The organism is Pseudoalteromonas sp. 13-15, from assembly GCF_001468205.2.
GTDB lineage: Bacteria > Pseudomonadota > Gammaproteobacteria > Enterobacterales > Alteromonadaceae > Pseudoalteromonas > Pseudoalteromonas marina.
Window position 1 is genome coordinate 1,540,704 of record NZ_CP019162.1, and the last position, 24,434, is coordinate 1,565,137.

General features: G+C 40.2%; 22 protein-coding genes. 14 read left to right on the forward strand and 8 right to left on the reverse strand.

What is annotated here, in order from left to right:
- The first annotated feature begins 35 nt into the window (after positions 1-35).
- Both ATS72_RS07160 and ATS72_RS07165 read left to right on the forward strand, forming a co-directional pair.
- Positions 36-1,196 (forward strand): peptidoglycan DD-metalloendopeptidase family protein, encoded by a 1,161-nt coding sequence (locus tag ATS72_RS07160; protein ID WP_058429554.1) that lies wholly within the window; start codon positions 36-38, stop codon positions 1,194-1,196.
- Positions 1,186-1,662, forward strand: a complete 477-nt coding sequence (locus tag ATS72_RS07165; protein ID WP_058429555.1) for a bactofilin family protein — start codon at positions 1,186-1,188, stop codon at positions 1,660-1,662. The genes ATS72_RS07160 and ATS72_RS07165 overlap by 11 nt, the downstream gene beginning before the upstream one ends.
- 1 nt (position 1,663) lies before the next feature.
- Here the strand turns inward: ATS72_RS07165 and ATS72_RS07170 are convergent, their stop codons facing one another.
- Complete coding sequence (locus ATS72_RS07170) at positions 1,664-2,137, reverse strand: hotdog fold domain-containing protein (RefSeq protein ID WP_058429556.1); 474 nt, start codon at positions 2,135-2,137, stop codon at positions 1,664-1,666.
- Positions 2,138-2,319: 182 nt separating this feature from the next.
- Here ATS72_RS07170 and ATS72_RS07175 point away from each other — a divergent pair, with 182 nt between their 5' ends.
- The 4 genes from ATS72_RS07175 to ATS72_RS07190 all read left to right on the forward strand — a co-directional run bounded on the left by ATS72_RS07175 (position 2,320) and on the right by ATS72_RS07190 (position 6,796).
- The gene (locus ATS72_RS07175; RefSeq protein WP_058429611.1) at positions 2,320-3,495 is read left to right on the forward strand and encodes a multidrug effflux MFS transporter; all 1,176 of its coding nucleotides are present in this window, start codon (positions 2,320-2,322) and stop codon (positions 3,493-3,495) included.
- Positions 3,496-3,683: 188 nt separating this feature from the next.
- A complete protein-coding gene (locus ATS72_RS07180) occupies positions 3,684-5,528 on the forward strand; it encodes a S8 family serine peptidase (protein ID WP_058429557.1) in 1,845 nt (614 codons plus the stop codon).
- A 92-nt stretch (positions 5,529-5,620) separates the two neighbouring features.
- Positions 5,621-6,265 (forward strand): LysE family translocator, encoded by a 645-nt coding sequence (locus ATS72_RS07185; protein WP_058429558.1) that lies wholly within the window; start codon positions 5,621-5,623, stop codon positions 6,263-6,265.
- Between the two features lie 66 nt (positions 6,266-6,331).
- Positions 6,332-6,796 (forward strand): methylglyoxal synthase, encoded by a 465-nt coding sequence (locus ATS72_RS07190; RefSeq protein WP_058429559.1) that lies wholly within the window; start codon positions 6,332-6,334, stop codon positions 6,794-6,796.
- A 10-nt stretch (positions 6,797-6,806) separates the two neighbouring features.
- Here the strand turns inward: ATS72_RS07190 and yegD are convergent, their stop codons facing one another.
- The 6 genes from yegD to ATS72_RS07220 all read right to left on the reverse strand — a co-directional run bounded on the left by yegD (position 6,807) and on the right by ATS72_RS07220 (position 13,804).
- Positions 6,807-8,171, reverse strand: a complete 1,365-nt coding sequence (gene yegD, locus ATS72_RS07195) for a molecular chaperone (RefSeq protein ID WP_058429560.1) — start codon at positions 8,169-8,171, stop codon at positions 6,807-6,809.
- 63 nt (positions 8,172-8,234) lie between these two features.
- On the reverse strand, positions 8,235-9,077 hold the full coding sequence (locus tag ATS72_RS07200) for a DNA ligase (RefSeq protein ID WP_058429561.1): 843 nt from the start codon (positions 9,075-9,077) through the stop codon (positions 8,235-8,237).
- A gap of 33 nt (positions 9,078-9,110) precedes the next feature.
- A complete protein-coding gene (locus ATS72_RS07205) occupies positions 9,111-9,767 on the reverse strand; it encodes an HAD family hydrolase (protein ID WP_058429562.1) in 657 nt (218 codons plus the stop codon).
- Positions 9,768-9,830: 63 nt separating this feature from the next.
- Positions 9,831-10,130: a hypothetical protein gene (locus tag ATS72_RS07210; protein ID WP_006791428.1), complete on the reverse strand. Its 300-nt coding sequence runs from the start codon at positions 10,128-10,130 to the stop codon at positions 9,831-9,833.
- A gap of 114 nt (positions 10,131-10,244) precedes the next feature.
- Positions 10,245-12,527, reverse strand: a complete 2,283-nt coding sequence (locus tag ATS72_RS07215; RefSeq protein ID WP_033018864.1) for a TonB-dependent receptor — start codon at positions 12,525-12,527, stop codon at positions 10,245-10,247.
- A gap of 416 nt (positions 12,528-12,943) precedes the next feature.
- A complete protein-coding gene (locus tag ATS72_RS07220) occupies positions 12,944-13,804 on the reverse strand; it encodes a mechanosensitive ion channel family protein (RefSeq protein ID WP_006791430.1) in 861 nt (286 codons plus the stop codon).
- Between the two features lie 310 nt (positions 13,805-14,114).
- Between ATS72_RS07220 and ATS72_RS07225 the strand changes: the two genes are divergently transcribed.
- The 4 genes from ATS72_RS07225 (at position 14,115) to ATS72_RS07240 (ending at position 19,422) form a co-directional block, all read left to right on the forward strand.
- Complete coding sequence (locus ATS72_RS07225; protein WP_058429563.1) at positions 14,115-16,256, forward strand: M3 family metallopeptidase; 2,142 nt, start codon at positions 14,115-14,117, stop codon at positions 16,254-16,256.
- A gap of 101 nt (positions 16,257-16,357) precedes the next feature.
- Positions 16,358-17,206, forward strand: coding sequence for a carboxylate/amino acid/amine transporter (locus tag ATS72_RS07230; protein ID WP_058429564.1), 849 nt, complete (start codon positions 16,358-16,360; stop codon positions 17,204-17,206).
- Between the two features lie 74 nt (positions 17,207-17,280).
- Positions 17,281-18,606, forward strand: coding sequence for a glycerophosphodiester phosphodiesterase family protein (locus ATS72_RS07235; protein WP_058429565.1), 1,326 nt, complete (start codon positions 17,281-17,283; stop codon positions 18,604-18,606).
- Positions 18,607-18,687: 81 nt separating this feature from the next.
- Positions 18,688-19,422, forward strand: a complete 735-nt coding sequence (locus ATS72_RS07240) for a dienelactone hydrolase family protein (protein WP_058429566.1) — start codon at positions 18,688-18,690, stop codon at positions 19,420-19,422.
- A 19-nt stretch (positions 19,423-19,441) separates the two neighbouring features.
- Here ATS72_RS07240 and ATS72_RS07245 read toward each other — a convergent pair whose 3' ends face one another.
- Positions 19,442-20,365, reverse strand: coding sequence for a LysR family transcriptional regulator (locus ATS72_RS07245; RefSeq protein ID WP_039037780.1), 924 nt, complete (start codon positions 20,363-20,365; stop codon positions 19,442-19,444).
- 165 nt (positions 20,366-20,530) lie between these two features.
- Between ATS72_RS07245 and ATS72_RS07250 the strand changes: the two genes are divergently transcribed.
- The 4 genes from ATS72_RS07250 to ATS72_RS07265 all read left to right on the forward strand — a co-directional run bounded on the left by ATS72_RS07250 (position 20,531) and on the right by ATS72_RS07265 (position 24,271).
- A complete protein-coding gene (locus tag ATS72_RS07250; RefSeq protein WP_006791436.1) occupies positions 20,531-21,214 on the forward strand; it encodes a type 1 glutamine amidotransferase domain-containing protein in 684 nt (227 codons plus the stop codon).
- A gap of 130 nt (positions 21,215-21,344) precedes the next feature.
- Positions 21,345-21,926 (forward strand): rhomboid family intramembrane serine protease, encoded by a 582-nt coding sequence (locus ATS72_RS07255; protein ID WP_058429567.1) that lies wholly within the window; start codon positions 21,345-21,347, stop codon positions 21,924-21,926.
- Between the two features lie 41 nt (positions 21,927-21,967).
- Positions 21,968-22,810 (forward strand): glutathione-dependent disulfide-bond oxidoreductase, encoded by an 843-nt coding sequence (yghU, locus tag ATS72_RS07260; protein ID WP_058429568.1) that lies wholly within the window; start codon positions 21,968-21,970, stop codon positions 22,808-22,810.
- A 159-nt stretch (positions 22,811-22,969) separates the two neighbouring features.
- Positions 22,970-24,271: an MFS transporter gene (locus ATS72_RS07265; RefSeq protein ID WP_008132293.1), complete on the forward strand. Its 1,302-nt coding sequence runs from the start codon at positions 22,970-22,972 to the stop codon at positions 24,269-24,271.
- Positions 24,272-24,434 lie beyond the last annotated feature (163 nt).

The following is a 24,434-nucleotide window of genomic DNA, read 5'->3' on the forward strand; positions in this document are numbered from 1 at the left end:
ACATTATTCCGGTTAGTAGCCAGTGTTTATATGCCATGTCAGTATTTATAAAGTCTTACAAAAAACTTTTTCCAGCTCGCCAACTCCTTATTCGTCAAAATGGCGAGGTTAAGCATGTTGTTTTAGCGCCTTGGTTACAACTTTTTGCAATAGTGCTTATTTTAGCAACACTTGTATGGGTGAGCATTTCTAGCTTTCGTGTATATACACAAACTAACCATATCTCTGACATAGAAAAAAATCAGCTTAACAAACAAGCACTATGGGAACAAAAAGTTAGCGAGCAACAACGTCTTCACGAACAGCAACTCAAACAGCTAGTAACTCTTGAACAAAAACAAGCGCTACTTCAAAGTATGATCGAATCTTTACCTGCTTCAATTAGCCAAGACGTTATTCAGTTAGGTGAAGAGCTTGAGTCACCTATTAACGAAAATAAAAACGAATTTCATGAACCTTTAGTAGATGAAGACCCAAATGCTAAGCAAGTTAATTTAGGTAAGCCTATTAGTTTTGAGGCGCGTTTGGCACATTTAAACGATCAATACGAACAAAGCTTTAATTACCTAGACAAAAAAATAAACGAACGACATAACGCTATTTTAGCGATGCTTAAAGGCGCAGGCCTTGATGCCGCTTTGGAAGAACACCTAGCAATTAACTCTTTGCATATTGCTCAAGGTGGCCCGTTTGATGTATTCGATGAAACAAATATACCCGGTCATTTTTTGGCTATAGTTGATAAGTTAGTCGCGTTAAATAATCTAGAAAATTTATTAACTGAATTACCTAACACCCTGCCCTTACCCGCTGCAAAATATTATATTTCAAGTAGCTTTGGCTTACGCAAAGACCCAATGAATAATCGCCGAGCATTTCACAAGGGCGTAGACTTAGCGGGTTGGCACAAAACCGAAATTTTTGCTCCGGCCGACGCTGTGGTTCTTCGTGCAGGGCGTAATGGCGGATATGGTAACTTTATTGAACTTGAACACAAAAATGGCTTAGTAACTCGCTTTGGCCATTTAAATAAAATAAAAGTAAAAAAAGGCCAGCACATTGCCAAGCACGATGTAATTGGTTTAATGGGGAGCACTGGTAGAAGTACTAGCACTCATTTACACTACGAAGTATTGGTTAATGGCGAACAAGTCAATCCTCTAAAAATAACAAAGGCGCTTTCTCGTGTTCGGTAGAAAAAAATCAATAAGTACTAATCTAAGAAAGGTTAATCATACCCCCTCTATTATTTCTGAAGATGTGCGCCTTACTGGCACTTTAATAAGCCAAGGTGAGGTTCAACTTGATGGTCGCATAGATGGCGACATAAAAGCCGAGCAATTGGTTATAGGCTCCTCCGGTGTAGTTGAAGGAATTGTTGAAGCAGTAGGCATTGTTGTTAAAGGCACTGTTATTGGTTCTATCAATGCAAGCGAAGTAAAAATACAAAGTGGTGCTCACGTTCATGGCGACGTATTTCATGATTCATTGAGTATAGATGCTGGCGCTATAATTGAAGGCAACTTAAAGCAACGCACTGAAAAAGAGACGGTAGAGTTAACTGCTGAACCAATTGAAAAAGAAGTTAAAACACTGATTGAAGAAGATGACAGCGGCTTGTCGTTTGTAAATAAACAAGCCACGGATAAAAGCGAGCGGTAGGCTATTTTTTCTCAGTAATATACATTGTAATATCTGCAGTGAACACGAGTTCGTTGCGGGTATTATAAAGCTTTACTGGTACTACTAAATCTTCTTTATCAATCCACTGGCGTGGAAAATCAATTTCAGCAATAGCCGTAACGTCTGTATCAACCTTTGCCAAATATTGTACGGTCATTCCCTTGGGTATCCAACGATGGGTTTTTACCGGTACAGTCGCGTCAACCATCACCCCTGCACATAACTCAGCCAAATTACACTGCGCAATTGCATGAATGGTTCCAATGTGGTTATGAACACTACGACGATTTTTAACAACAGCACTACAGTGCCCTTCCCGCAGATCTAATACGTAGGGCTTCATTGAGCCAAAGTAAGGTGCTTTAAAACAAACAGCTTTAGTAAAAAGCCAATTGCCAAAGGGTAAGTTTTTAAATTTATGCCACGTTTTAACTAGTGGTGATTGATTTGCCATTTTTATTATCCAGTTACAGTTACTTTAATAACGCTAACACATCAGACCAGTTTAAAAAAGCCGTTTTAATTACTGCTTTTATTATGTGTTTAACAAAAAATACGAATGACGACGTATGCATAGGCCAAAAGCCCTTTCTTTTTTACGAGTGCCCCCCTAAAATACGCGAAAAAGGAGACTCAATGCATACACAGCCCGCAAAACCTAATCTAACTTTATTACTTATCTTAGCGTTGCTCGTTATTTTTTGCCCTATGGCTATTGATATTTATCTGCCCGCTTTTCCTACCATAGCAGAGCAATTTTTAGTGACTGAGCAACAAGTGCAGCAAACTGTTGCCATTTTTATGTTAACCGTTGGACTAGGTCAATTAATTGCAGGGCCATTAGCAGATAGATTTGGCCGAAAGCCTGTCGCATTAGTGGGTATTAGCTTATATGCAGGCTCTGCGTTACTTGCTTACTGTGCCCCTTCATTTGAAGTATTACTTTCTGCTCGTGCATTACAAGGGTTAGGTGCATGCGCCACATTTGTTGTCGCTTTCGCTATTGTAAGAGATAAATTTGGTAGCGAACGTAGCGGCCAAATTATTACCTACTTAAATGGCATTGTGTGCTTTATTCCTGCGTTAGCGCCCATTTTAGGTGCTTGGTTAACTGTTAAGTTTGGCTGGGAAATGAACTTCTTATTTTTAACTGGGTTTGCATTGGTAGGCTTTATTGTTACGTTGTTCTTTTTTAGAGAAACACGACCAGCTGATAGCGTTTATCAGGGGCATATTCTCGATTTAAGACGCTTTATACCTATTATTTCAACGCCACTATTTTTATTTAATAGCTTGCTTTGCATGGTTACTATGTCGGTTATTTTAGTGTTTGTCACCCTAGCACCTGGCTGGATAATTACTGAGCTTGGCGGAAGCGTAGCTAATTTTACATTTTGGTTTTCACTTAATGCCGTTTTAAGCATTATTGCCAGTTTTATTATGCCACTGTACATTAAACGCCACCCCAAACGCGCTTTAAAAATAGGGTTACTGCTATTGGTTGGCTCGGGATTACTTATGCTCCTGTTTAGCCAATATAAATCAGCTTTGGCGTTAATGATCCCCATGTTTGTGGCTGCATTTGGTTTTGCGCTAACTCTTGGCTCTGCAGCAGGTAGAGCATTAAGTCTGTTTCCTAAACAAGCGGGCACAGCTTCAGCATTGCTTGGTGCAATGCAAATGAGTGGGGCAAGTTTGCTGGTATTTATTACTCAATTTTTACAGTTGCAGACCCCTATATTAATTGGCGTCCACTTTTTATTATTGGTCCCTTTTAGCTATTTATTGTTTCGCAAAGCGCAGTTTTCATAACCCCCCCCAACAAAAATTCATCATTAATGGGTAAGTAATTTTTATTTACCCCCCTTTCACTGCGCATTAATCACCCAACCAAAATTATTTCATTTTTATTAATAATTCACTGTTGCAATCTAGGTACAACTGCTCTATCGTTAAATTAAGTTAACGGGTGGTTAACAAAATAATTCTAGGATGTAAAAATGAAAAAAAATAAACTTGCCTTAGCATTAATTTTATCTGGTCTATGTACTGCAGGTAATGCAAGTGCACAAAACGAACGTTTCATAATTCAAGTCGATAACAACAAAAAAGGTGTGGTAAAAGTACTTACTAAAAAACTCGGTGGTGATATAAAAGTTGACGGTAATGGGTTTATTGCCGCTAAATTTACTGGTCACGATTTAACAAGCTTAAAAGGTTTACTAAATAACCCTCACATAAAACTTATTGAAGAAGACCAAAAACGTGTTCCTTTATCATTATTCAATGATGACGCCGGCAATGCAATGCAACAACAAATTACACCGTATGCTGTTTATCAATCTCAAGCTGATCAGGTAACATTTGACGCGAATGCGGGTATGAAAGTATGTGTTATTGACTCCGGTTTAGACAGCACAAACCCTGATTTCATTTGGGGAAATATCACTGGTGATAATGACAGCGGCACAGGTAACTGGTTCGATAATGGCGGACCACACGGGACTCATGTGGCGGGTACTATAGGTGCTGCAGATAACAACTTAGGTGTTGTAGGCATGGCACCAGGCGTTGCTATGCACATAATAAAAGTGTTTAACGAATCTGGCTGGGGTTATTCATCAGACTTAGCACAAGCTGCTAACTTATGTTCTCAGGCAGGTGCAAATATTATCAGCATGAGTTTAGGTGGTGGTGGCTCAAATAGTACTGAGTCAAACGCTTTTGCTAATTTCACTAACGCTGGAGGCCTTGTAGTTGCAGCGGCAGGTAACGATGGCAATAACGTTCGTTCATATCCAGCTGGCTATCCATCAGTTATGATGGTAGGCGCAAATGATGCAGATAATCAAATTGCTGACTTTTCACAATTTCCAAGCTGCTCATCAGGTAAAGGTAGACGTGTTACAACTGACGAAACAGTATGTGTTGAAGTGACTGCTGGTGGTGTAGATACGCTTTCAACATACCCTGCTGGCATGGCATCCGCAGCAAATATGTCTGCTGACGGCACACCCTACGCTTCATCCGCAATGGAAAATACTGGTCAAGTATCAGCATCTGCGTACTTTATGGGAACTGCACAAAATATTGATAATGGTGCTGCTGGGAAAGTATGCTTAATCGACCGTGGTGTCGTTTCTTTTTATGACAAAGTAGCAAACTGTGAAAACTCAGGTGGAATAGGCGCTGTTATTATTAACAACGAAGCTGGTATGCTTTACGCAACACTAGGCGATACAAACAATACAACAATTCCGGCCGTGGGTGCCGCATTTGAAGATCGCACTACACTGCTTGGCAGCACAACGATTACAATAGATATTGGCGCATCAGATTATGGATTCATGAGTGGTACATCAATGGCAACGCCTGCAGTGTCGGGTATTGCTGCTCTTGTATGGTCAAATCATACTGACTGTACGGGTACAGAGATTCGTGATGCTCTAAAAGCAACTGCACAAGATCAAGGCGCAACAGGGCGTGATGATTACTTTGGACACGGTATTGTAAAAGCAGGCGATGCTGATGCCTATTTAACTGCGAATGGTTGTGCAGGTAGTGGTAATGGGGGCGGCGGTACCGACCCAGAGCCTGTAGGTGACATAACGCTTTCTGCTTCAGGTTATAAATCAAAAGGCACCAAGTATGTTGACCTTAATTGGGCTGGCGCAGCAACAAGCCAAGTTGATGTTTACCGCAACGGAAGCAAGGTGACAAGTACAGCTAATACTAATAGCTTCACTGATAGAATATCTACCAAAGGTGGTGGCACATATACCTATCAAGTATGTGAAGCTCAAAGCACAAGCGCTTGCTCTAACAACTCAACCGTTACTTTTTAATAAAACGTAACTTAAAAAAGCGGGCAACAGCCCGCTTTTTATTTACCTAGTTGCTTGATAAACTCACTCATATTTAACAATCAATTCTAATAATGATTAATCCCGATTTTCTCTTCTCTTTTTTAGTTGCTAGTTTTTTAATGGCGGTTGCCCCTGGCCCCTCGAATGCGTTTTTAATGGCACAAACATTTGCAAATGGCCGTACTGCGGGTATGCAAAGTGCGTTTGGTTTTGCATTAGGTGGTGTTGTGCATACCTTTTTTGCCGTAATAGGCTTAAGTGCTATTTTAAAAGCATCACCCGCTGCCTATAGTGCTGTTCAATATACAGGTGCAGCTTATTTGTGTTATTTGGGCTTTATGATGATAAAAAGCACGCTAAAAAACACGACTACTGCCACTCAAACTCAAAGTGAAGATAAGCCACACGTAAGCACCGCTAAAAAATCTAATGTGATGTTTCAAGCCATGATGACCGAGGTACTTAACCCTAAGGTCGCTTTATTTTTTATTGCTTTTATTCCACAGTTTGTAGACCCGAGCTTATCATCAGCCACTTTTCAGCTCGCATTTTTTGGCCTGCTATACCCTATTTTTGCTTTTCCAATAGACTGCACGTATATTTATTTTGGCGACAAAATCGCACAGTTTTTTAGGCAGCATCCAAACAGTCAACTTTGGATTGATAGAGTAACGGGAATGATATTTATTGCCCTCGCTATTAATCTACTATTATAACTTTCCTAAATTTTGCTAACAGTTGATGTAACTATGAGCATTTAGGCACAAATAAAAAGAATTAATATGGAACAAAAAACGCAATCTCTCCCTGCAAAGAAAAATATTGCCCTTGTTGCTCACGATGGCAAAAAAGCCGCGCTAAAGCTGTGGTGCGACAAACATAAAAATACACTTAGCAAGCACACCTTATACGGCACAGGTACAACGGGGAATTTAATTCAAAAAAGTACAGGGCTTGATGTTGTTCAGCTTTTAAGTGGCCCAATGGGTGGCGACCAACAATTGGGCGCAAAAATAGCAGAGCATGAAATTCATGTTTTAATATTTTTTTGGGACCCTTTAGCTTCTCAGCCTCATGACCCTGATGTAAAAGCATTACTGCGCTTAGCGGCAGTGTGGAATATTCCTGTAGCGTGTAACGAGGTAAGTGCTGATATGCTGTTAAGCTCTCCTTTAATGGAAAACGAGCTTGAGCGTACCTTGCCAGATTACGAAAAATACCTCGCAACCCGACAAATAAGTCTTTAAGCCTTTTAAGTTACTTGTAAAGCATGCTGGCCCATTTCGTCAGGCCAGCAGTTACACTACCAAAATGATCACCATTAACCATATTAATATTACCTAAGTGCTCGCTAAGTGCTGCTTTAATTAGTGGAGACTGCGCACTGCCGCCCGTTAAATAAATAACGTCTGGTGTTGTTTGTGCATCGTTTATTGCTTGTTTTGCCAAAGTGACTATTTGGCTAATACTACTTTCTACAGCTAACGATAAATCATGAACAGATAAGTTTTTACTAAGTTCGGTATCTAAAAAGCGCAAGTCACAGTTAAAGTCAGGTGTTGACGAAAGGGCTATTTTTGCGGCTTCACCTTGTTGAACAAGTTGATGCCCTTGCTTATTTTGTTGTAAGTGAATTAAGCGCTTATAAAGATCTGGTGCACTTACATCCCGCAACTGTGCATTAAGCTCTCGCGCCTGACTTTCACTGTAAAATTGGCTTTGCAAATTAACATCGTTAATTTTACATGCCTGCCAAAATGGCTGATTTGGCAAAGGTAATCCCGACTTAAATGTACTGCCAAGCCCTAATAAGGGCATTAACCCATGAAAGCTCAATGCAATATCTAAATCGTTTCCGCCAACGCGTTTACCGCTGTGAGCTAAAAAGTCGTTATCGCGCTGACTATTCCCTCTAAAACTTGGACCCATTTGCACAAACGAACAATCACTGGTCCCCCCACCAATATCTATAACCAACACTTTCTGATCGTGTGTTAAATCACTTTCGTAATCGATACCTGCTGCTAGCGGTTCGTATAAAAAATTAACGTCTTTAAAGCCAGCACGTTTTGCAGCTCGCTCTAAAATACCCACAGCTTGCTGGTTCGACTGTTCACCGCCCACCGCCTGAAAGTTTACAGGGCGGCCAATAACAGTTTGAGTAAGTACTTTTTCTAAAGACTGCTCTGCGCGTTGTTTTATTTTTAAAATCATTGCTGTTGCAATGTCTTCAAAAAAGTTAATTTGGCCTTGCTTTAAACCGGTTGCACCAAAAAACGATTTGGGTGACTTAACAAAGTATCCTTCCTCAGGAAATTGAACGTATTCACTAATTGCTTCACGACCAATAAATAAGGTCTCATCTGAAGGTTGTAAATCAAGGTCTGATTTAATTCGAGGCAGTGAGTTTAAAAGGGCTTGGCGTTGAAATTTAAAATCTTGTTCATGCGCGGTTCCTTTCAAATGCTTAGCAACAAAATCAACTACCAAAGCACTGTGATGCGTATAAAGTGTAGAAGGTAAGTAATGCTTGCCTTGCTCTAAAGGCACTAACTGAACATTATTATTGTTCATTACACCCATAGCACAATTTGAACTACCGTAATCAAAACCTACAAACATATACCACCACACATTACCAAAAAGGCCGCGCAATTTAGCATATTTAAGATCACTTTTAAATTGCTATATGCTTTCTCGCACTCTTAAAAAGCTAGCAAAGCGAGGAAGGCCATTTTTAGTCAATCCATGAAAACGATAGGTAACGGTGCTACCAATGGCCGGTGGGTTTTGACGTTGTGCATCGCTAAATCCTGTACCAATTGAAAATAGCAGCCCAGAGGCTGACTTAACGCGCAGCGCACCAAGCATCCCCGTGTATTTCCCTTTACCCGGCAAATGAGCAATGACAACCGCCTCAGCATCAAGGTAAGGCTTTAACTTTAACAAAGCACCACTTAGTCCACTTTTGTGTTTAGCATCAGCTAAGTGCAACATAACGCCTTCAGCCCCCTGCGCAGTTATGTTATTAAAATAGTCAGAAAGCTGTTTGTTATTTTTAAATCGACGCTGTTTAACAGCTTGGATATGGGGCTGATTAATGTGTGTAACAAGTTGGGAATAATTTTTATAACGCTCGCTAAAAACTAAGGTTTTATCTGGCATATCAAATATCTTGTAAGTGACGGCTTGCCAGTCTTTGTTATTTGGGATTTTAGTTCTTACTATACCGCTTAATGCAGCAAAGTGTTCTCGTTTAGTCCAAAGCTCGCCATCTAACCACGTATTGGGCAGGGATGCAGTAAACCAATGTGGTGCATTAATTATATTCCCTTTGCGAGTAACAAACTGTGTGCCCGTCCATATAGCTCTTACACCGTCAAATTTTTCGCTGACTAAATACGCACTAATATCATTGTGCTTTTCTTCATCATACACTTTGGCTAATAATATAGAAGGCTGAGAAGTATAAGCCGAGCAGCTAAACAAAATAACCGTAATTAATAACATCCATTTTATAGCAATCATTAGCGCATCCAAGCTAGGTAATAGTGACTTACACTATAGTTGAGATTCCACCCATTGCCAAAACTCATCAAGGTCACCCATGCAATAGGTCGCTTTGCTAAAGTCATGATCTTTGGTGTGGCTATTAGCAATAGCAACCACCCTTAAACTTGCATTATTTGCGGCGCTTACGCCTGTAAACGTATCTTCTACGGCTATCGCATTTTCTGGCTTTACGTTTATTTGCTTTAAAGCGAGTAAATACGGGTCGCCTGCAGGCTTGGGGTTAATTACATCGTCTTTAGTAACAAGTGTGTCAAACAGCTCATAAAACCCTAACCCTTTTAGAATTGGCATAGCTTCGCTTGTTGCACTTCCGGTGACAAGCGCCATTTTTAAGCCACTATTTTTAACCGCTTTTAGCGTTTGTTCTACATATGGCATAAGCGGTGGTAAGTTCGTTTTGACGTATTCACCAAATAATCGATATTTTTCAGCAGCTAAAAACTCAGCACTGACTGATAAATTATTCTCACTTTTAATTTCAATTGCCGCTTCTAGTGTAGGACGCCCTGAAAACCGCTGACAAAATTCATCTTCTAAATAACTTACCTCAAATGGCGCTAACAATGTGCTCCAACATACAAAATGCATCGCTTCTGAATCGACTAGCGTGCCATCCATATCAAATAAAACGGCCTGTAAGCTCATGATCTCTCCTTAAATTAAAGTGCTAAAAAAAGGTGCTAGAGCACCTTTTTTGTTTTTTCATTATTACTGCGTTAAACCCGCCGGCGGCTCACCAAAAGCTTCTTCACCGGTTTCAATATCAACTAACTCATAGCCACGGGCTTTACGAACCACCTTAAGTACAGGTTTTTCAAAAGCAGTTTTTAAGCGCTCCGAGTCATCTTTTAACTCATCAAGGGTTGTACCAAACGGTGCTGCGCCTGTTTCTGACCAGTTAGTTACTTTACCATTTAGGTTATATTCTACTTCGTGTATTTGATATTGCGCTGCTTCATCTTTTGTTGCTTCACAAAAAATCACACGGTAATTCCAAAATCCAGCCATTATATTTCTCTATCAATAAACCAATTATGCGCTACTTTAACAGCTCTAAAAGGGATCACAAAATAAAAAGCCTGCACAAGGCAGGCTTTTAAATGTAAATTTCTAATCTATTAATTAGAAAAATTTAACTTTAAATTCAGCACCAACATAACGCTCTTCATTAACAATACCCGTGTTATTGTTAAAGTCGATAGCGCCTATTGCTTGTTGCTCATCAAATAAGTTACGAACAAAACCAGCAACTTCATATTCGTAGTCACCTTCTGCCCATCTGTAACCTGCACGAAGACCAACTTCAGTTAAAGGCTTGCCTTCAAACTCTACAGATTCATATAAGAACATGTTAATTTTGCTGCGGTAAGAAATATCACCGTTTGCAAAGAAATCACCATCTTCAAGCTCTTTAGTGTAACGAAGCGTAAAGTTAGAGATCCACTCTGGTGCATGCGGTAAGCTGTTACCGTCTAAAATTGCACGATCTTCAGGCCCAAAGGCACCTGCAACTTGGAAAGTTGGATCTGTCACTGTACATTGGCCACACACAGCTACCGCTAAGTCATTATCTTTTAGCTCAGTTTTGTTATAGCTTAAGTTAAATGTTGCATTAAGTTCGTCGCTTAATACCCACTCAGTGTCTAACTCAAAACCGTAGCCTGTCGTTTTGTCTGCATTAATTAAGCGGTTAAAGTTTGCACCACCACCTACAGCGGTCAATTGCTGATCGCTCATTGTGTAGTAGAACACAGTTGCATTTACACGACCTTGTCCGTCTAGCACGTCTGATTTAATACCTGTTTCGAATGAAGTCACTGTTTCAGAATCAGCGGTTGTTACTTCATCACCAAACAAAATACGACCTTGTAAGCTTGGTGCACGGAATGTGTTAGCTACACGGCTGTACCAGTTTACGTCTTCGTTTACTTTGTAGTTAGCAGATAAATCCCAGCTCACGTGGCTATCGCTAACATCTTGCTCGATAAATAAAGCACCACCGCCAATAGGGCTTAGTGTACGATCTGCAGAGAAGTCTTTTTCATCATCAGAGTAACGAAGGCCCGCTGTTATTTTTAAATCATCAGATACAACATAATCAACAGAGCCAAATACTGCCCAAGCAGTTGTATCTTGTTGCTGTTTAACATACCCATTTAAAGCGCCGGCAGGTGATGAAAACGTGTCATAGCTAAAGTTTTCAATTGTTAGCTCTTCGTCAAAGTAAAAAACACCTACTTGATAGTTTAAGTCGCCATCAAAGTTACTTGATAAACGAAGCTCTTGAGTAATTTGATCTTGCTCAGGAATACCATCAGCACTTTCTGAAGGGAAAGGAATAAAGCCAGGCCCCATGTAATCAGGAAGGAATACAGCACCGTAACCACCGTCAATATCACCACGAGAGTATATTTCAGCGCTTTCCCATGCAGAAATAGACGTTACAGTGTGGTTTTCAAGATCCCATTCAAGTCTTAGGCTCATACCTTCAGATTCTACTTGTTGAGTAGAACGAGCACCGGCATCTTGGTATACAACATCGTGCTCGTAGTTATCGACTAATTCGTTAGAACCAGACTCAATAACATTTGCACGGAACGCGATAGGTGAACCATCTAAATCACGTGTGTGATAGTTTAAAAGCGCAGAAAAATCATCGCCTTCGTATAAAAACTGAATACGTGCTGCTTTTTCAGTATAACCGCCCTGTTGATCTTTAGCTTCAAAACCAGGTGCTTGGTTATCAATGTAATCATCTTTATCTTGCCATAATAATGAAACGCGAGCAGATAAACGATCTGTTAACGCACCACCTACAGCACCTTCAGTATCTACAGCGCCACGGCTACCGTATGAAACCGCACCGTAACCGTCAAACTCTTGGCTAGGTTTAACTGAGTCAAATTTAACAAGGCCTGCAGGCGTATTACGGCCAAATAAAGTACCTTGCGGACCACGTAATACTTCTACGCGTTCAACATCAAATACAGGAAAGCCTTTTAAAATCGCATTTTCTTGAACAACTTCATCAACTACTAACGATACAGGTTGAGACGCATTTAAATCGAAATCTGTGTTACCTAAACCACGTACGTAAAAACGTGGGAAAGAACGGCCAAATGAAGATTCGATAGACAAGCTTGGAATTTTTGCGTTCATAAAACGAATATCCATGCCTGCCGAGCTGTATGCATCAAGGTTATCACCTTGCAGTGCAGATACAGCTACAGGAACCTCTTGAGCATTTTCTACACGTTTACGCGCAGTAACTTGAATAACTTCTAATTGGTTATTTTTTTTAGCCGTTTCTTCTTCAGCAGCAAATGAAGAAACAGAAGTGCCAGCAGCAGATAATAGTGCGGCATTAATGATTGTCGCTATTGCAGATTTTTTAATTGCTTTCATGTCGGGTTTTAACCTTTTGTATGCACTCTTGTTCAACGGTTTTTTGTGTTGCGCAATGTATTCATTGCGGGCTCGTACAATTTTTCGCGACTTGGCTATATGCGCGCGGACCTCATTATCGAGAGTACAAAAACGAAATAATAAGGCTGAACGAACGTAAGAGATTATACCACTGTGTAATAAATTTACTGCATAAAACTTTTCAATTTCTGAAACTTTTTTGCAACATTTAACCACAAGATAGCGACTTTTTATTACTTTTTAGATGTAAAAACCCAAATATAAGGACATATGTCCTTATCAATAAAACTACAAATAAAGTAGCAGTTTTAACGTTTTAACTAAAAAACCTAACTTAGGAACAGTTTTTGCTAAGGTGAAAAACCGCACTAGCCGGTTTTTTCCTCAATGCTTTATCACGTTCGTTTTAAGGCTATTTCTCCATCTATGTGAATGTCTCGTTGAGGGAACGCAATCACTACATTATTTTGCTCAAATACATCGTACAGACTAAAGCGAATATCACTGCGCACGGTTCTAAGCATGGTTTCAGATTCAGCACATACCCAAAAAACAGCGTTAAAAACTAATGAGCTATCGGCAAAGTCGTCAAATAGCACTGCCGATTTTGGTGTTTTTAAAATCGCTTTATGCTCATCAAGCACCTGTTGGATGAGTTTTTTAACTAAAACTACATCCGATCCATAAGCAACACCTACGCTTACCGACGAGCGTGCATTCCCATCAATTAACGTCCAGTTTGTTACGGTGTTTTCTAATAATTGGCTGTTGGGGATCAACATATGTACGCCATCATTTCGACGAATCCGCGTTGAACGTGTATTAATAGTTTCGACGACACCCTTGGCACTGCCTACTTCTAAAAAGTCACCTATTCGAATAGGACGCTCCCACATTAATATCCAACCGCTTATAAAGTTATTAATTATATTTTGCGCACCAAACCCCACACCTATTGCAATAGCACCCGATACAAATGCAAAAGCCGTCAATGGAATATTTAATACTTCTAGCGAGGTAAAAACTAATATGGCGATACTTAAAATAAAATAAATACGCGTAAATAAATGAACAGCATCTTGGCTTATTTTTTTGGCGAGTAAAGTTCTTTTTATTAACTTACCAATGTGTGTCACCACAAACCACATTGCAAATAAAATAAGCGGCACCTGAATTATTTTTGCCACTGTGAGTTGTATATCGTTGTAACTAAATACAACAAAAGAAAGGATTTCGTTTATTTGTTCTAAATTCATTTATTTTCCAATCAGGGGGTCTTTAATATTATTATAGAGTGAATGTGTTTTAATTAACTAACATTAGCACGCCACAATGCAATTTAACTGACTTTAAAAATTACACTTTGTTATTTTGCAGTACTTGTGCCACCAAAAAACAAACAACACAAGCTACTTTTACCTACCTAAACATCTATTTTTAGCTAATTTGCGTTTAAATCCTGCATAATCTCGATAAACTTTATTGTATATAAATCAAAATTTGGTAAGTTAAGTGGGTTTTTCGACTCGAAAAGCCTATTCCGGCTAATCTTTCTATGGAGTTATTATGCGTAAAACCCTAATCGCCACTACAATTGCTAGTGCATTATTACTATCTGCCTGTTCAGAAAATAAATCAGAAACACAAACAATGGCAAAAGAAAGCGCAGCACAAGTGCAAGACGTAAACGCAAGCAATGTGTTATTCAAACCAAGTCCTTTACAATACATGGCACCTGAGTTTGATAAATTTGGTACTAAAGATTACGAAGCTGTATTCGACGCGGGTATTGCAGAGCATACAGCTCAAATTCAAGCAATTGCTAATAACCCAGAGCCAGCAACATTTAAAAACACATTAGTTGAAATGGAACTATCTGGTGAGTTATTGAACCGTGTATCAACGGCATTTTATAACTTATCGGGCTTAATTTCAGATGACGAATACCAGCGCATTAGTAAAAAAATGGCGCCAGTATTATCGGCTCACTCTGATGACATTTATTTAAACGGTGCTTTATTTGAGCGCGTTCAAACAATCTATGATAACCAAGCAGCACTAAGCGCTGAAGATCAACGCCTTGTTGACTTTTACTACAAGCAGTTTGTAAAAGCCGGTGCTAAATTAAATGACGAAGAAAAAGCAAAAATGCGCGAAATTAACGCACAACTTGCTAACTTATCTACTGCGTTTTCGCAAAACGTTTTAAAATCGTTTAAAGAAGACGTGATTGTTGTTACTGACAAGTCTAAACTTGCAGGCCTTTCTGAGGGTGAAATTGCAGGCCTAGCAGCTGCAGCTAAAAAAGCAGGCAAAGAAGGTTACATGATCACGCTTGTGAACACCACGCAACAGCCTATTTTATCAAGCCTTGAAAACCGCGAGTTACGTGAGCAAATTTTTACTGCCTCAGCAAACCGTGCAGCACAAACAAATGGCCCTATCATCATTGAAGAAACAAACTTACGCGCACAAAAAGCAGAGCTTTTAGGCTACAAAGATTGGGCTTCGTATGTAATGACCTCGCGTATGGCGCAAACAACTGAAAATGTATACGGCATTTTAGATGACCTTGCCCCTAAAGCGGTTGAAAAAGCGAAAATTGAAGCAGCAGCTATTCAAAAAGTAATTAATGATTCGGGCGAAAGCTTCGAACTTAAACCTTGGGATTGGGCATTTTACGCTGAAAAAGTACGTGCTGAAAAATACGACCTAGACCCTGCGTTAGTTAAACCTTACTTTGAAATGAGCTCAGTAATTAACGATGGTTTATTCTTTGCGATGAATAAACTATACGGTATTACGTTCAAAGAACGTCAAGACTTACCGGTTTACCACGAAGATGTAACCGTTTATGAAGTGTTTAATGCTGACGGCAGTGCAATTGGTTTATTTTACATGGACCCATACGCACGTGAAGGTAAGCGTGGCGGCGCATGGATGAGTGCATACGTAAGCCAAAGCGGCTTAAAAGGCACTAAACCTGTTATTTATAACGCGCAAAATATTCCAAAACCCGCTGAAGGCGAGCCAACGCTTATGACCTTTGACGAAGTGTCGACTATGTTCCATGAATTTGGTCATGCGGCTCACGGTTTATTCTCAGATGTTAAATACCCAAGTCTTGCTGGCACTGCAACAGCGCGTGACTTTGTTGAGTTTCCATCTCAAGCACATGAAGATTGGATGATTGAGCCTAGCGTACTTGCTAATTACGCTAAGCACTACAAAACAGGTGAGCCAATTCCACAAGCATTACTTGATAAAGTATTAGCATCGCAAAAATTCAACCAAGGTTTTGGTACGACTGAATATTTAGCGGCTGCTTTACTGGATATGGAATGGCATTCATTTGGTTCAGATAAGAAAATCAATGATGTTCAAGAGTTTGAAAACGCAGCGCTAAAAGCTCATGGTATTGATTACTACCCTGTACCACCGCGTTATAAATCAAACTACTTTAGCCATACCTTTGCCGGCGGTTACTCTGCGGGTTACTACGCATACCTTTGGACTGAAGTATTTGCAGCCGATGCATTTGCACACATGGAAAACAACGGTGGTTTAACACGTGAAAACGGCGACAACTTCCGTAAAGAAATCTTATCAAAAGGTAATAGCCGTGACTTAATGCAAAGCTACATTGAGTTTAGAGGTCAAAAACCAACAACCGACGCACTACTTAAGCGCCGTGGTTTAGTAGAATAATAACTTAACTTATTATTTTTAATATAAAAGCCCGCTTGCGGGCTTTTATTGTTTATACCTTAATTTATAACAGATAAACTTAGCCAATTAGTTATTACACAATGATGGTTATGGGCTATTTATTTGCAGTGACCCTGCTTTGGGCATTTTCGTTTAGTTTAATTGGCGTATATTTAGCTGGGCACGTTGATGCATGGTTTAGCGTATTAATCCGTGTTGCGCTAGCTACATTGGTATTTTTACCGTTTATCAAACGCCTTCCTCCCGCCACCGCAATCAAACTTATGTTAATAGGCGCTGTGCAACTTGGGGTTATGTACAGTTTTTACTACCACTCATTTTTGTTTTTAAGCGTCCCTGAAGTATTGCTTTTTACAGTTATGACGCCGCTCTATATTACTTTATTAAACGATACCCTTAACAAACAGTTTAATCCGCAATTTTTTATTGTTGCCTTAATTGCCGTGCTGGGTGCAGTAGCAATTCGTTATGAAAATCTCGACAATGACTTTTGGCTAGGGCTATTGCTTGTGCAAGGAGCCAATTTAAGTTTTGCAACCGGGCAAGTTACTTACAAACGGTTAATGCAAGGCAAGCAGCTTGACGACAAGGCGGCATTTAGCTGGTTTTTTATTGGTGCGCTTTTTGTTGCAGGCTTATGTTACGCATTATTTGGTAACCCGAGCAAGCTGCCAAGCACAAATACACAATGGGGGATTTTAATTTATTTAGGGATAGTGGCCTCAGGCTTGGGTTATTTTTTATGGAATAAAGGCGCAACGCTTGTCAATGTTGGGGCGTTGGCGGTCATGAATAACTTACTCATCCCTGCCGGTATTATTGTTAATATTGTTATTTGGAATAGAGATGCCGATATTTTTAGGCTAAGTATTGGTGCAGCAATAATGCTTTTAGCGTTAGTGGTTAATCAAATAATGACGAAAAAATAAGTTCACTTTTCTGTCGTTTAATTGTCATTAAGAGTTACTAAGGTAGTGCAACTTTTATTTTTTAAGGATAAACAATGAAGCGTATTACCTTATCTGCCAGTTGCCTTCTAATTGTTGCACTTACCGGTTGTGACGATGAAGTTAAAGTAGTCGAAAAAGACGTTTTAGTAACTAACACTGAAGTTGAAATTGTAGAAGTACCCACGCCAGTCGTTGTAGAAGTGGCCCAAGGTAGCAATGTTCAACTAGGCACTCGCCCTGATTATTTAATTAACGACATGGCGCCAAGCGAGTTAAAAACACAATTAGCATCATGCCAAGATGGCCCATTTTATAAGACAGACTTTTCAATTGGGCATCGCGGTGCCCCAATGCAATACCCTGAACACACTAAAGAATCTTATATTGCAGCAGCGCGAATGGGCGCAGGTATTGTAGAGTGCGATGTAACGTTTACAAACGATAAAGAACTAGTGTGTCGCCACTCACAATGTGACTTACATACCACCACTAACATTTTAGCTATCCCAGAACTTGCCGCCAAATGCAGTGTGCCATTTACCCCAGCCAATCCAAATACCGGGACTCCCGCTTCAGCAAAGTGCTGTACAAGCGATATTAGCCTGAGCGAATTTTTAACCCTTGAAGGAAAAATGGATGGTGCGAATCCTAAAGCCACCACAGTGGCAGAATACCTTGACGGCACCCCAAATTGGCGTACCGATTTATACTCAAAAACAGGAACGCTATTAACCCACAAGCAAAGTATTGAGTTATTTAAAGAGTTGGGTGTAAAAATGACCCCAGAACTTAAGTCACCTCAAGTTAGCATGCCTTTTGATGGTATGAGCCAAGAACAATACGCACAAAAAATGCTTGATGAGTACACGCAATTAGATGTTCCCGCAAATCAGGTATACCCACAATCGTTTAATTTAGACGATGTTAAATATTGGATTAACACCAACCCTGAATTTGCAGATCAAAGTGTTTATTTAGATGGTCGCGATAGTGAAGCTGGTTTTGACCCGAGCAATCCAGCAACATGGCAACCAAGCATGGCTGAACTGGTTGCTGACGACGTTAAAATACTTGCGCCTCCCATTTGGATGATGCTTACCATCGATAACGATAACAATATTGTTCCTTCACAATACGCAATTGAAGCAAAAGCAGCAGGTTTGAAGCTCATAGCATGGAGCCTTGAGCGCTCAGGGCCACTAAATGAAGGGGGTGGTTATTATTATCAGTCAATTACTGATGTAATCAATAACGATGGCGATATGATGACTGTAGTTGATGTTTTAGCAAAACAAGTGGGTGTAATGGGTATATTTTCTGATTGGCCGGCCACGGTAAGCTACTACGCAAGCTGTAATAAAATGCCAGCTAGCATTTAAAAACGCATTTCAGCGGTCGTTTATTCTGCTGCGCTCAGTTACCATAAAGAAATTACCAAACCTTTTTAACTGAGCGCTTTTATGATCATCCAACAACATAATACCGACTTACCAACGCCAACAGGCCTAATGCGAACCACAGTGTATCGTCCACAAGCCGATGGGCAGTTTCCTGCCATTGTTTTTTATTCTGAGATTTTTCAGCAAACGGCTCCTATTGCTCGAAGTGCCGCACTTTTGGCAAGCCATGGTTTTGTTGTACTCGTGCCTGAGGTATTTCATGAGTTAAACCCTATCGGAACTGTTCTTGCTTACGATGATGCAGGTAAAGACAAAGGCAATGCGGATAAGTGGAAAAAACCGCTTGAGCATCACGATAGCGACACACAAACATTAATCGATTTTGTAAAATCGCAGCAGTATTGCTCAGGTTCAGTGGGAGCGATGGGTGTATGTATTGGCGGACATTTAGCTTATAGAGCTGCACTTAATCCCCAAATCAAAGCAGCGTTTTGCTTATACGCAACGGATATTCACAGCAATACATTACCAGCTCAAGAAGGAAACAATTCATTTGAGCGCATGGCCGATATACAAGGTGAAATACATTTTATTTGGGGTAAACAAGACCCTCATGTACCACAAGAAGGCCGCAGTAAAATTTATCAGCAATGTATAACGACAGACATTAACTACCAGTGGCAAGAAGTTAACGCGCAACATGCCTTTATGCGTGATGAAGGTGAGCGATACGACGGTGCATTGGCAATCGCAATGTACCAACAAACCGTGGCGCTATTTAATCGCACTTTATAAACACTTAAAAAACGTCTTACTAAGTACTTTTCAGCATACCCAGCGCGGTATGCTGCTTTACAAAGTACGCTTTTAAATAATCAATAAATAACCTAAGCTTTTTAGAGCCTGTAGCACCTGGCGGAAACACCCCGTAAAGCTCAATATCTTTAGTTTTGTAATCGTCTAATATGATCTCTAGTAGCCCAGCTTGCACCTTTGGCCAGGCATCATATAAGGGAATACGGCCAAGACCATGCCCTGCCTCTACAAATGCCGTGCGTGCTGCCGCATTATTTGTGCTTAAACCACCTTGCATTGTAATGTCGTGCTTTTTTCCATCTTTTTGAAGCGTTAAAGTTTTACTCCCCAGCTGATACACAACCCATTTATGCGCTTTTAACTCAGCTGGCGTTTTAGGTTTACCAAAATAGTTAAAGTAATCTGAAGAACCACAAATACAGGTACTCATTGTGGTCAGTTTTGTCGCTTGTAAGTTTGAGTCACTTAACGCAACACCTCGAATGGCAATATCAAAACCATTTTTTATTATATCTACTACGTCGTCGGTTAGCTGTAGGTCGATTTCAATTTTTGGATATTGGCGCTTAAACGTATTTATAGCGGGTACAATCAATTGCATACCCACATTAACGGGGCAACTCACTTTAAGTAAACCTTGCGGCTCGCTTTTTATATTCTCTATTTGTTGATTAGCGGCATTGGCTTGCTCTGTAATAACGCGACAACGTTCGTAGTACGCTATACCGGCCTCAGTAAGTGTCATTGTGCGAGTAGAGCGGTTTAAAAGTGTAACTTCAAGCTGGGTTTCTAATTTTTTTAAATGATAGCTTGCCACAGCGCGTGTTAAACCTAATTGCTTAGCAGCGGCTGTTAAACTTCCCTGCTCTACAATTTGTGCAAACACCACCATACTTTTTAATTGCTCGAATGACACTTTCATGGCTTTTCCGCCTAGTTAAAATTCAACCCATTCATTGTATCAATTATTAAACCAATAAAGTCAAATTTATCATCGTTGTTTAAAGTAATTTAAATGCATATAGTAATAATACGAGTTTGGTGAATACCAAATACTAATTAACTCAATTATCGAAGGAATATAGTTATGGCTAAAAAAATACTTATGGTACTTACTTCACATGCGGATCTTGGTAACACAGGTGAAAAAACCGGTTTTTGGGTTGAAGAATTTGCAGCACCTTACTATGCATTTGTCGATGCTGGCGCTGAAGTGACACTTGCATCTCCTGCTGGTGGCCAACCGCCAATTGACCCTACAAGCACACTTGCTGATTTTCAAACCGATGCAACTAAACGTTACGATGCAGACAGCGCAGCACAAGCGCTAATGGCCAACACACATGCACTAAGCGAAGTAAACTCAAGTGATTACGACGCAGTATTTTACCCAGGCGGCCACGGCCCATTATGGGATTTAGTAGATAACACCGATTCTGTATCACTAATTGAAAGTTTTGTTAAAGAAGAAAAACCAGTTGCTGGCGTTTGTCATGCAAGTGCTGTGTTTTTAAATGTTAAAGATGCAGACGGCAACGCATTGGTAGCAGGTAAAAAAGTAACTGGTTTCACCAACAGTGAAGAAGAAGCTGTACAACTGACCGACGTAGTTCCTTTTTTAGTGGAAGACGAGCTAATCAAAAAAGGTGGCGACTACCAAAAAACTGAAGATTGGGGTGTACTTGCCCTAGAAGACGGTTTGCTGATCACGGGTCAAAACCCTGCAAGCTCAGAGCTTGCTGCTAAAAAACTATTAACTAAATTGGGTTAATAGCATTTAAATACTAAAGGCCAACGCGGCCTTAATTAAGCACAGCATTTGAGCTGTGCTTTTTATTTGCTTTTCATTACCAAATACAATTCCTATACTGGCAACTGTTTAAGGTCAATTAGGGAAATTTATGACAACCAAGCCTACGTCTCTGTCATTACTAACAACGACTCGCTTTGCTATATTTAGCATTGTCGCTGCTTGCTTTGTACTTCAAGTTATTAATAGCCTTCCTGGTATAAACCTTAATGGTTTAGGTATTTACCCGCGCAGCATACAAGGATTAATAGGCATACTTTGCGCTCCCTTTTTACACGGTAGCTGGTGGCACTTTGCCAGTAACATGCTGCCTTTTGCGGTGCTCAGCTGGCTCATTTGTCAATACAGTGTTAAACGGTTCTACTCTGTATTTATTTTCACCGCACTTTTGGGCGGGTTATTAGTGTGGGCATTTGGCCGTAGTAGCCTTCATGTTGGTTTGAGCGGCGTAATATACGGGTTGTGGGGTTTTATTCTCTGCTATGGCGTGGTCAGGCGTTCGCTAAAATCAATCATAATCGCTATCGTTGTTGCCATACTTTATAGCGGATTTATTTGGGGCGTATTGCCGCAACGCTTTCATATTTCGTTTGAAAGCCACTTATTCGGAGCCCTAAGCGGGTTGTTTTTGGGTTATAAATTAGCAAAAGCAGATAGACAAAAAGGTTTGTAAAAAACTATTTTAAGTGAATCAATCTAACAGTGAGGTTATTTATGAGCGATACAAACGATTACACACCAGCCAAGGTGTGGACGTGGGAAAGTGAAAGTGGCGGTAAATTTGCCAGTATTAATAGACCCATAGCAGGGGCAACTCATGACAAAACCTTGCCTATTGGCGAGCATTCATTTCAACTGTACTCGCTGGCAACGCCTAATGGCCAAAAAGCCGCTATTATGTTTGAAGAACTTTTAGAGCTTGGCCTTAATGATGCACAATACGATGCTTATCTAATTAATATTGGCGAGGGAGATCAGTTTGGTTCTGACTTTGTTGATATTAATCCAAACTCAAAAATTCCTGCGTTACTCGATCACTCAACAACACCGCCAACTCGTGTATTTGAGTCGGGCTCTATTTTACAATATTTAGGTGAAAAGTTTGACGCACTTATACCCAAAAGCCTTGTAGCAAAAACCGAGTGCCGTAACTGGTTATTTTGGCAAATGGGATCAGCTCCCTATTTAGGTGGCGGTTTTGGCCACTTTTATAGCTATGCGCCAAGTAAAATGCAATACCCCATTGACCGCTTTACTATGGAAACCAAACGCCAACTCGATGTACTTAATCAGCATTTAAGCAGTAACGACTACATGGCAGGTGATGAATATTCTATTGCCGACATTGCTATTTGGCCTTGGTATGGCTCACTTGTTTTAGGCGACTTGTACGATGCTGCTGAGTTTTTAGACGTTGCCTCTTATACGCATGTTGTTAGATGGGCCAAACAAATCGCTGAGCGTCCAGCGGTTAAAAGAGGTCGTCGTGTTAATCGCACATGGGGGCCCGAGGAAGAGCAGTTAGCCGAACGACATAGCGCAGACGACTTTAAATAAAGTGCTACAACGCATCAAAAAAGCCAGCTTAAATGCTGGTTTTTTATGTCCGCTATAAATATGGCGCTACTAAAATGATCACATTACCCTGCCTGAAAGTAGAATATTTAAACATATAAACCTAGTATAAATTTACTTACCAAAAAGCAGTGAAAAGCCGTGGTCAAACTAACAAAAGAGCAAATTTATAAGCGCCTTAACAATGAAGAAGATGCTAAAGCTTGCAAAGAAATTGATGAGTCTGCATGTAAAGAGGTGCCCGGTAACTTCATTACTTTATTACTAAGCCAGCTGTTTAGTAAGTTTGCAGACGCACTACTCAATCCCAAAGTTACGCTTCCATGGTTAATGCATAGCTTAAACGTACCTGGCAGCTTTATAGCGTGGCTTGTGCCAATAAGGGAGTCTGGCTCTTTACTTCCGCAGTTGGCCATTGCCGATGTGATCCGCAAATTATCTGTTCGTAAATGGGTGTGGGTAATTGGCGCTATTGCGCAATCGATATGTATATTAGCCATGGTAGGCGTTGCTTTTGTATTAGAGGGAAAACAAGCAGGCTTCGCTATTTTAGGTTTGTTAATATTATTTAGTTTAGCACGAGGCTTTAATTCAGTAGCAGCAAAAGATGTACTGGGTAAAGTGATCCCCAAAAAACAGCGAGGCAATATTAGCGGCTTAGCGGCAAGTATTGCAGGTTTGGCAACCCTAACCTTTGGACTACTGATGTGGTTTTTTTCACAGCAGAAGGAACAAAACACGGTATTAATTGCCTTGGTATTGGGCGCAATAATGTGGATTGTGGCGGCCTTTTTTTATAGCCGCATAAATGAATACAAAGGGGCCACCGACGGTGGGAAAAACGGATTACTGCATGCATTTACAAAACTTAAACTCCTTTACCAAGATAAGCAATTTGCCCACTTTGTTGTCACACGTGCTTTTTTATTGTGCTCAGCTTTAAGCGCGCCATTTTATATTATTTTAGCGAGTCGCCAATCGTTTGAGTTTTCGTTACTTGCAACATTTATTGCTGTATCGGGGTTAGCCAGTTTAGTGTCCGCGCCAATTTGGGGGCGATTAAGCGACCTATCAAGCCAACGAGTTTTAGTGCTTAGTGCCATGCTTGTAACTCTTAATGGCTTAACGGTATTTGTTATTGCAACGTGGTTTAACCATTTATTGAGTGCTTGGTGGCTGCTGCCTACGCTTTACTTTTTACTCTCTGTTGCTCACCAAGGTGTTCGCCTTGGCCGCAAAACGTACTTAGTCGATATGGCACAAGGAAACAAGCGCACCGACTATGTTGCAGTAAGTAACACGGTTATTGGCGTGCTTTTACTCCTGTTAGGCAGCATTGGATTGCTTGAGAGCTTTTTATCTACCGCTGAACTTATTTTGCTCTACAGCCTGCTTGGGTTTTGTGGCGCCATTAGTGCATTATTTTTACCTAAAATAGAGTAACCCTAACCATACCAACTTGCACTAATACCTAAAACAGCTTACTTGATTAAACTGCACTGCGGAGAATAAACCTATCTTTAGCAAATATGTTCAGCGCTTAGGTTAATTAAGCTAACTAGCATAAACATTTTATTACAATTACTTACACCCTAACGTTAGTTTT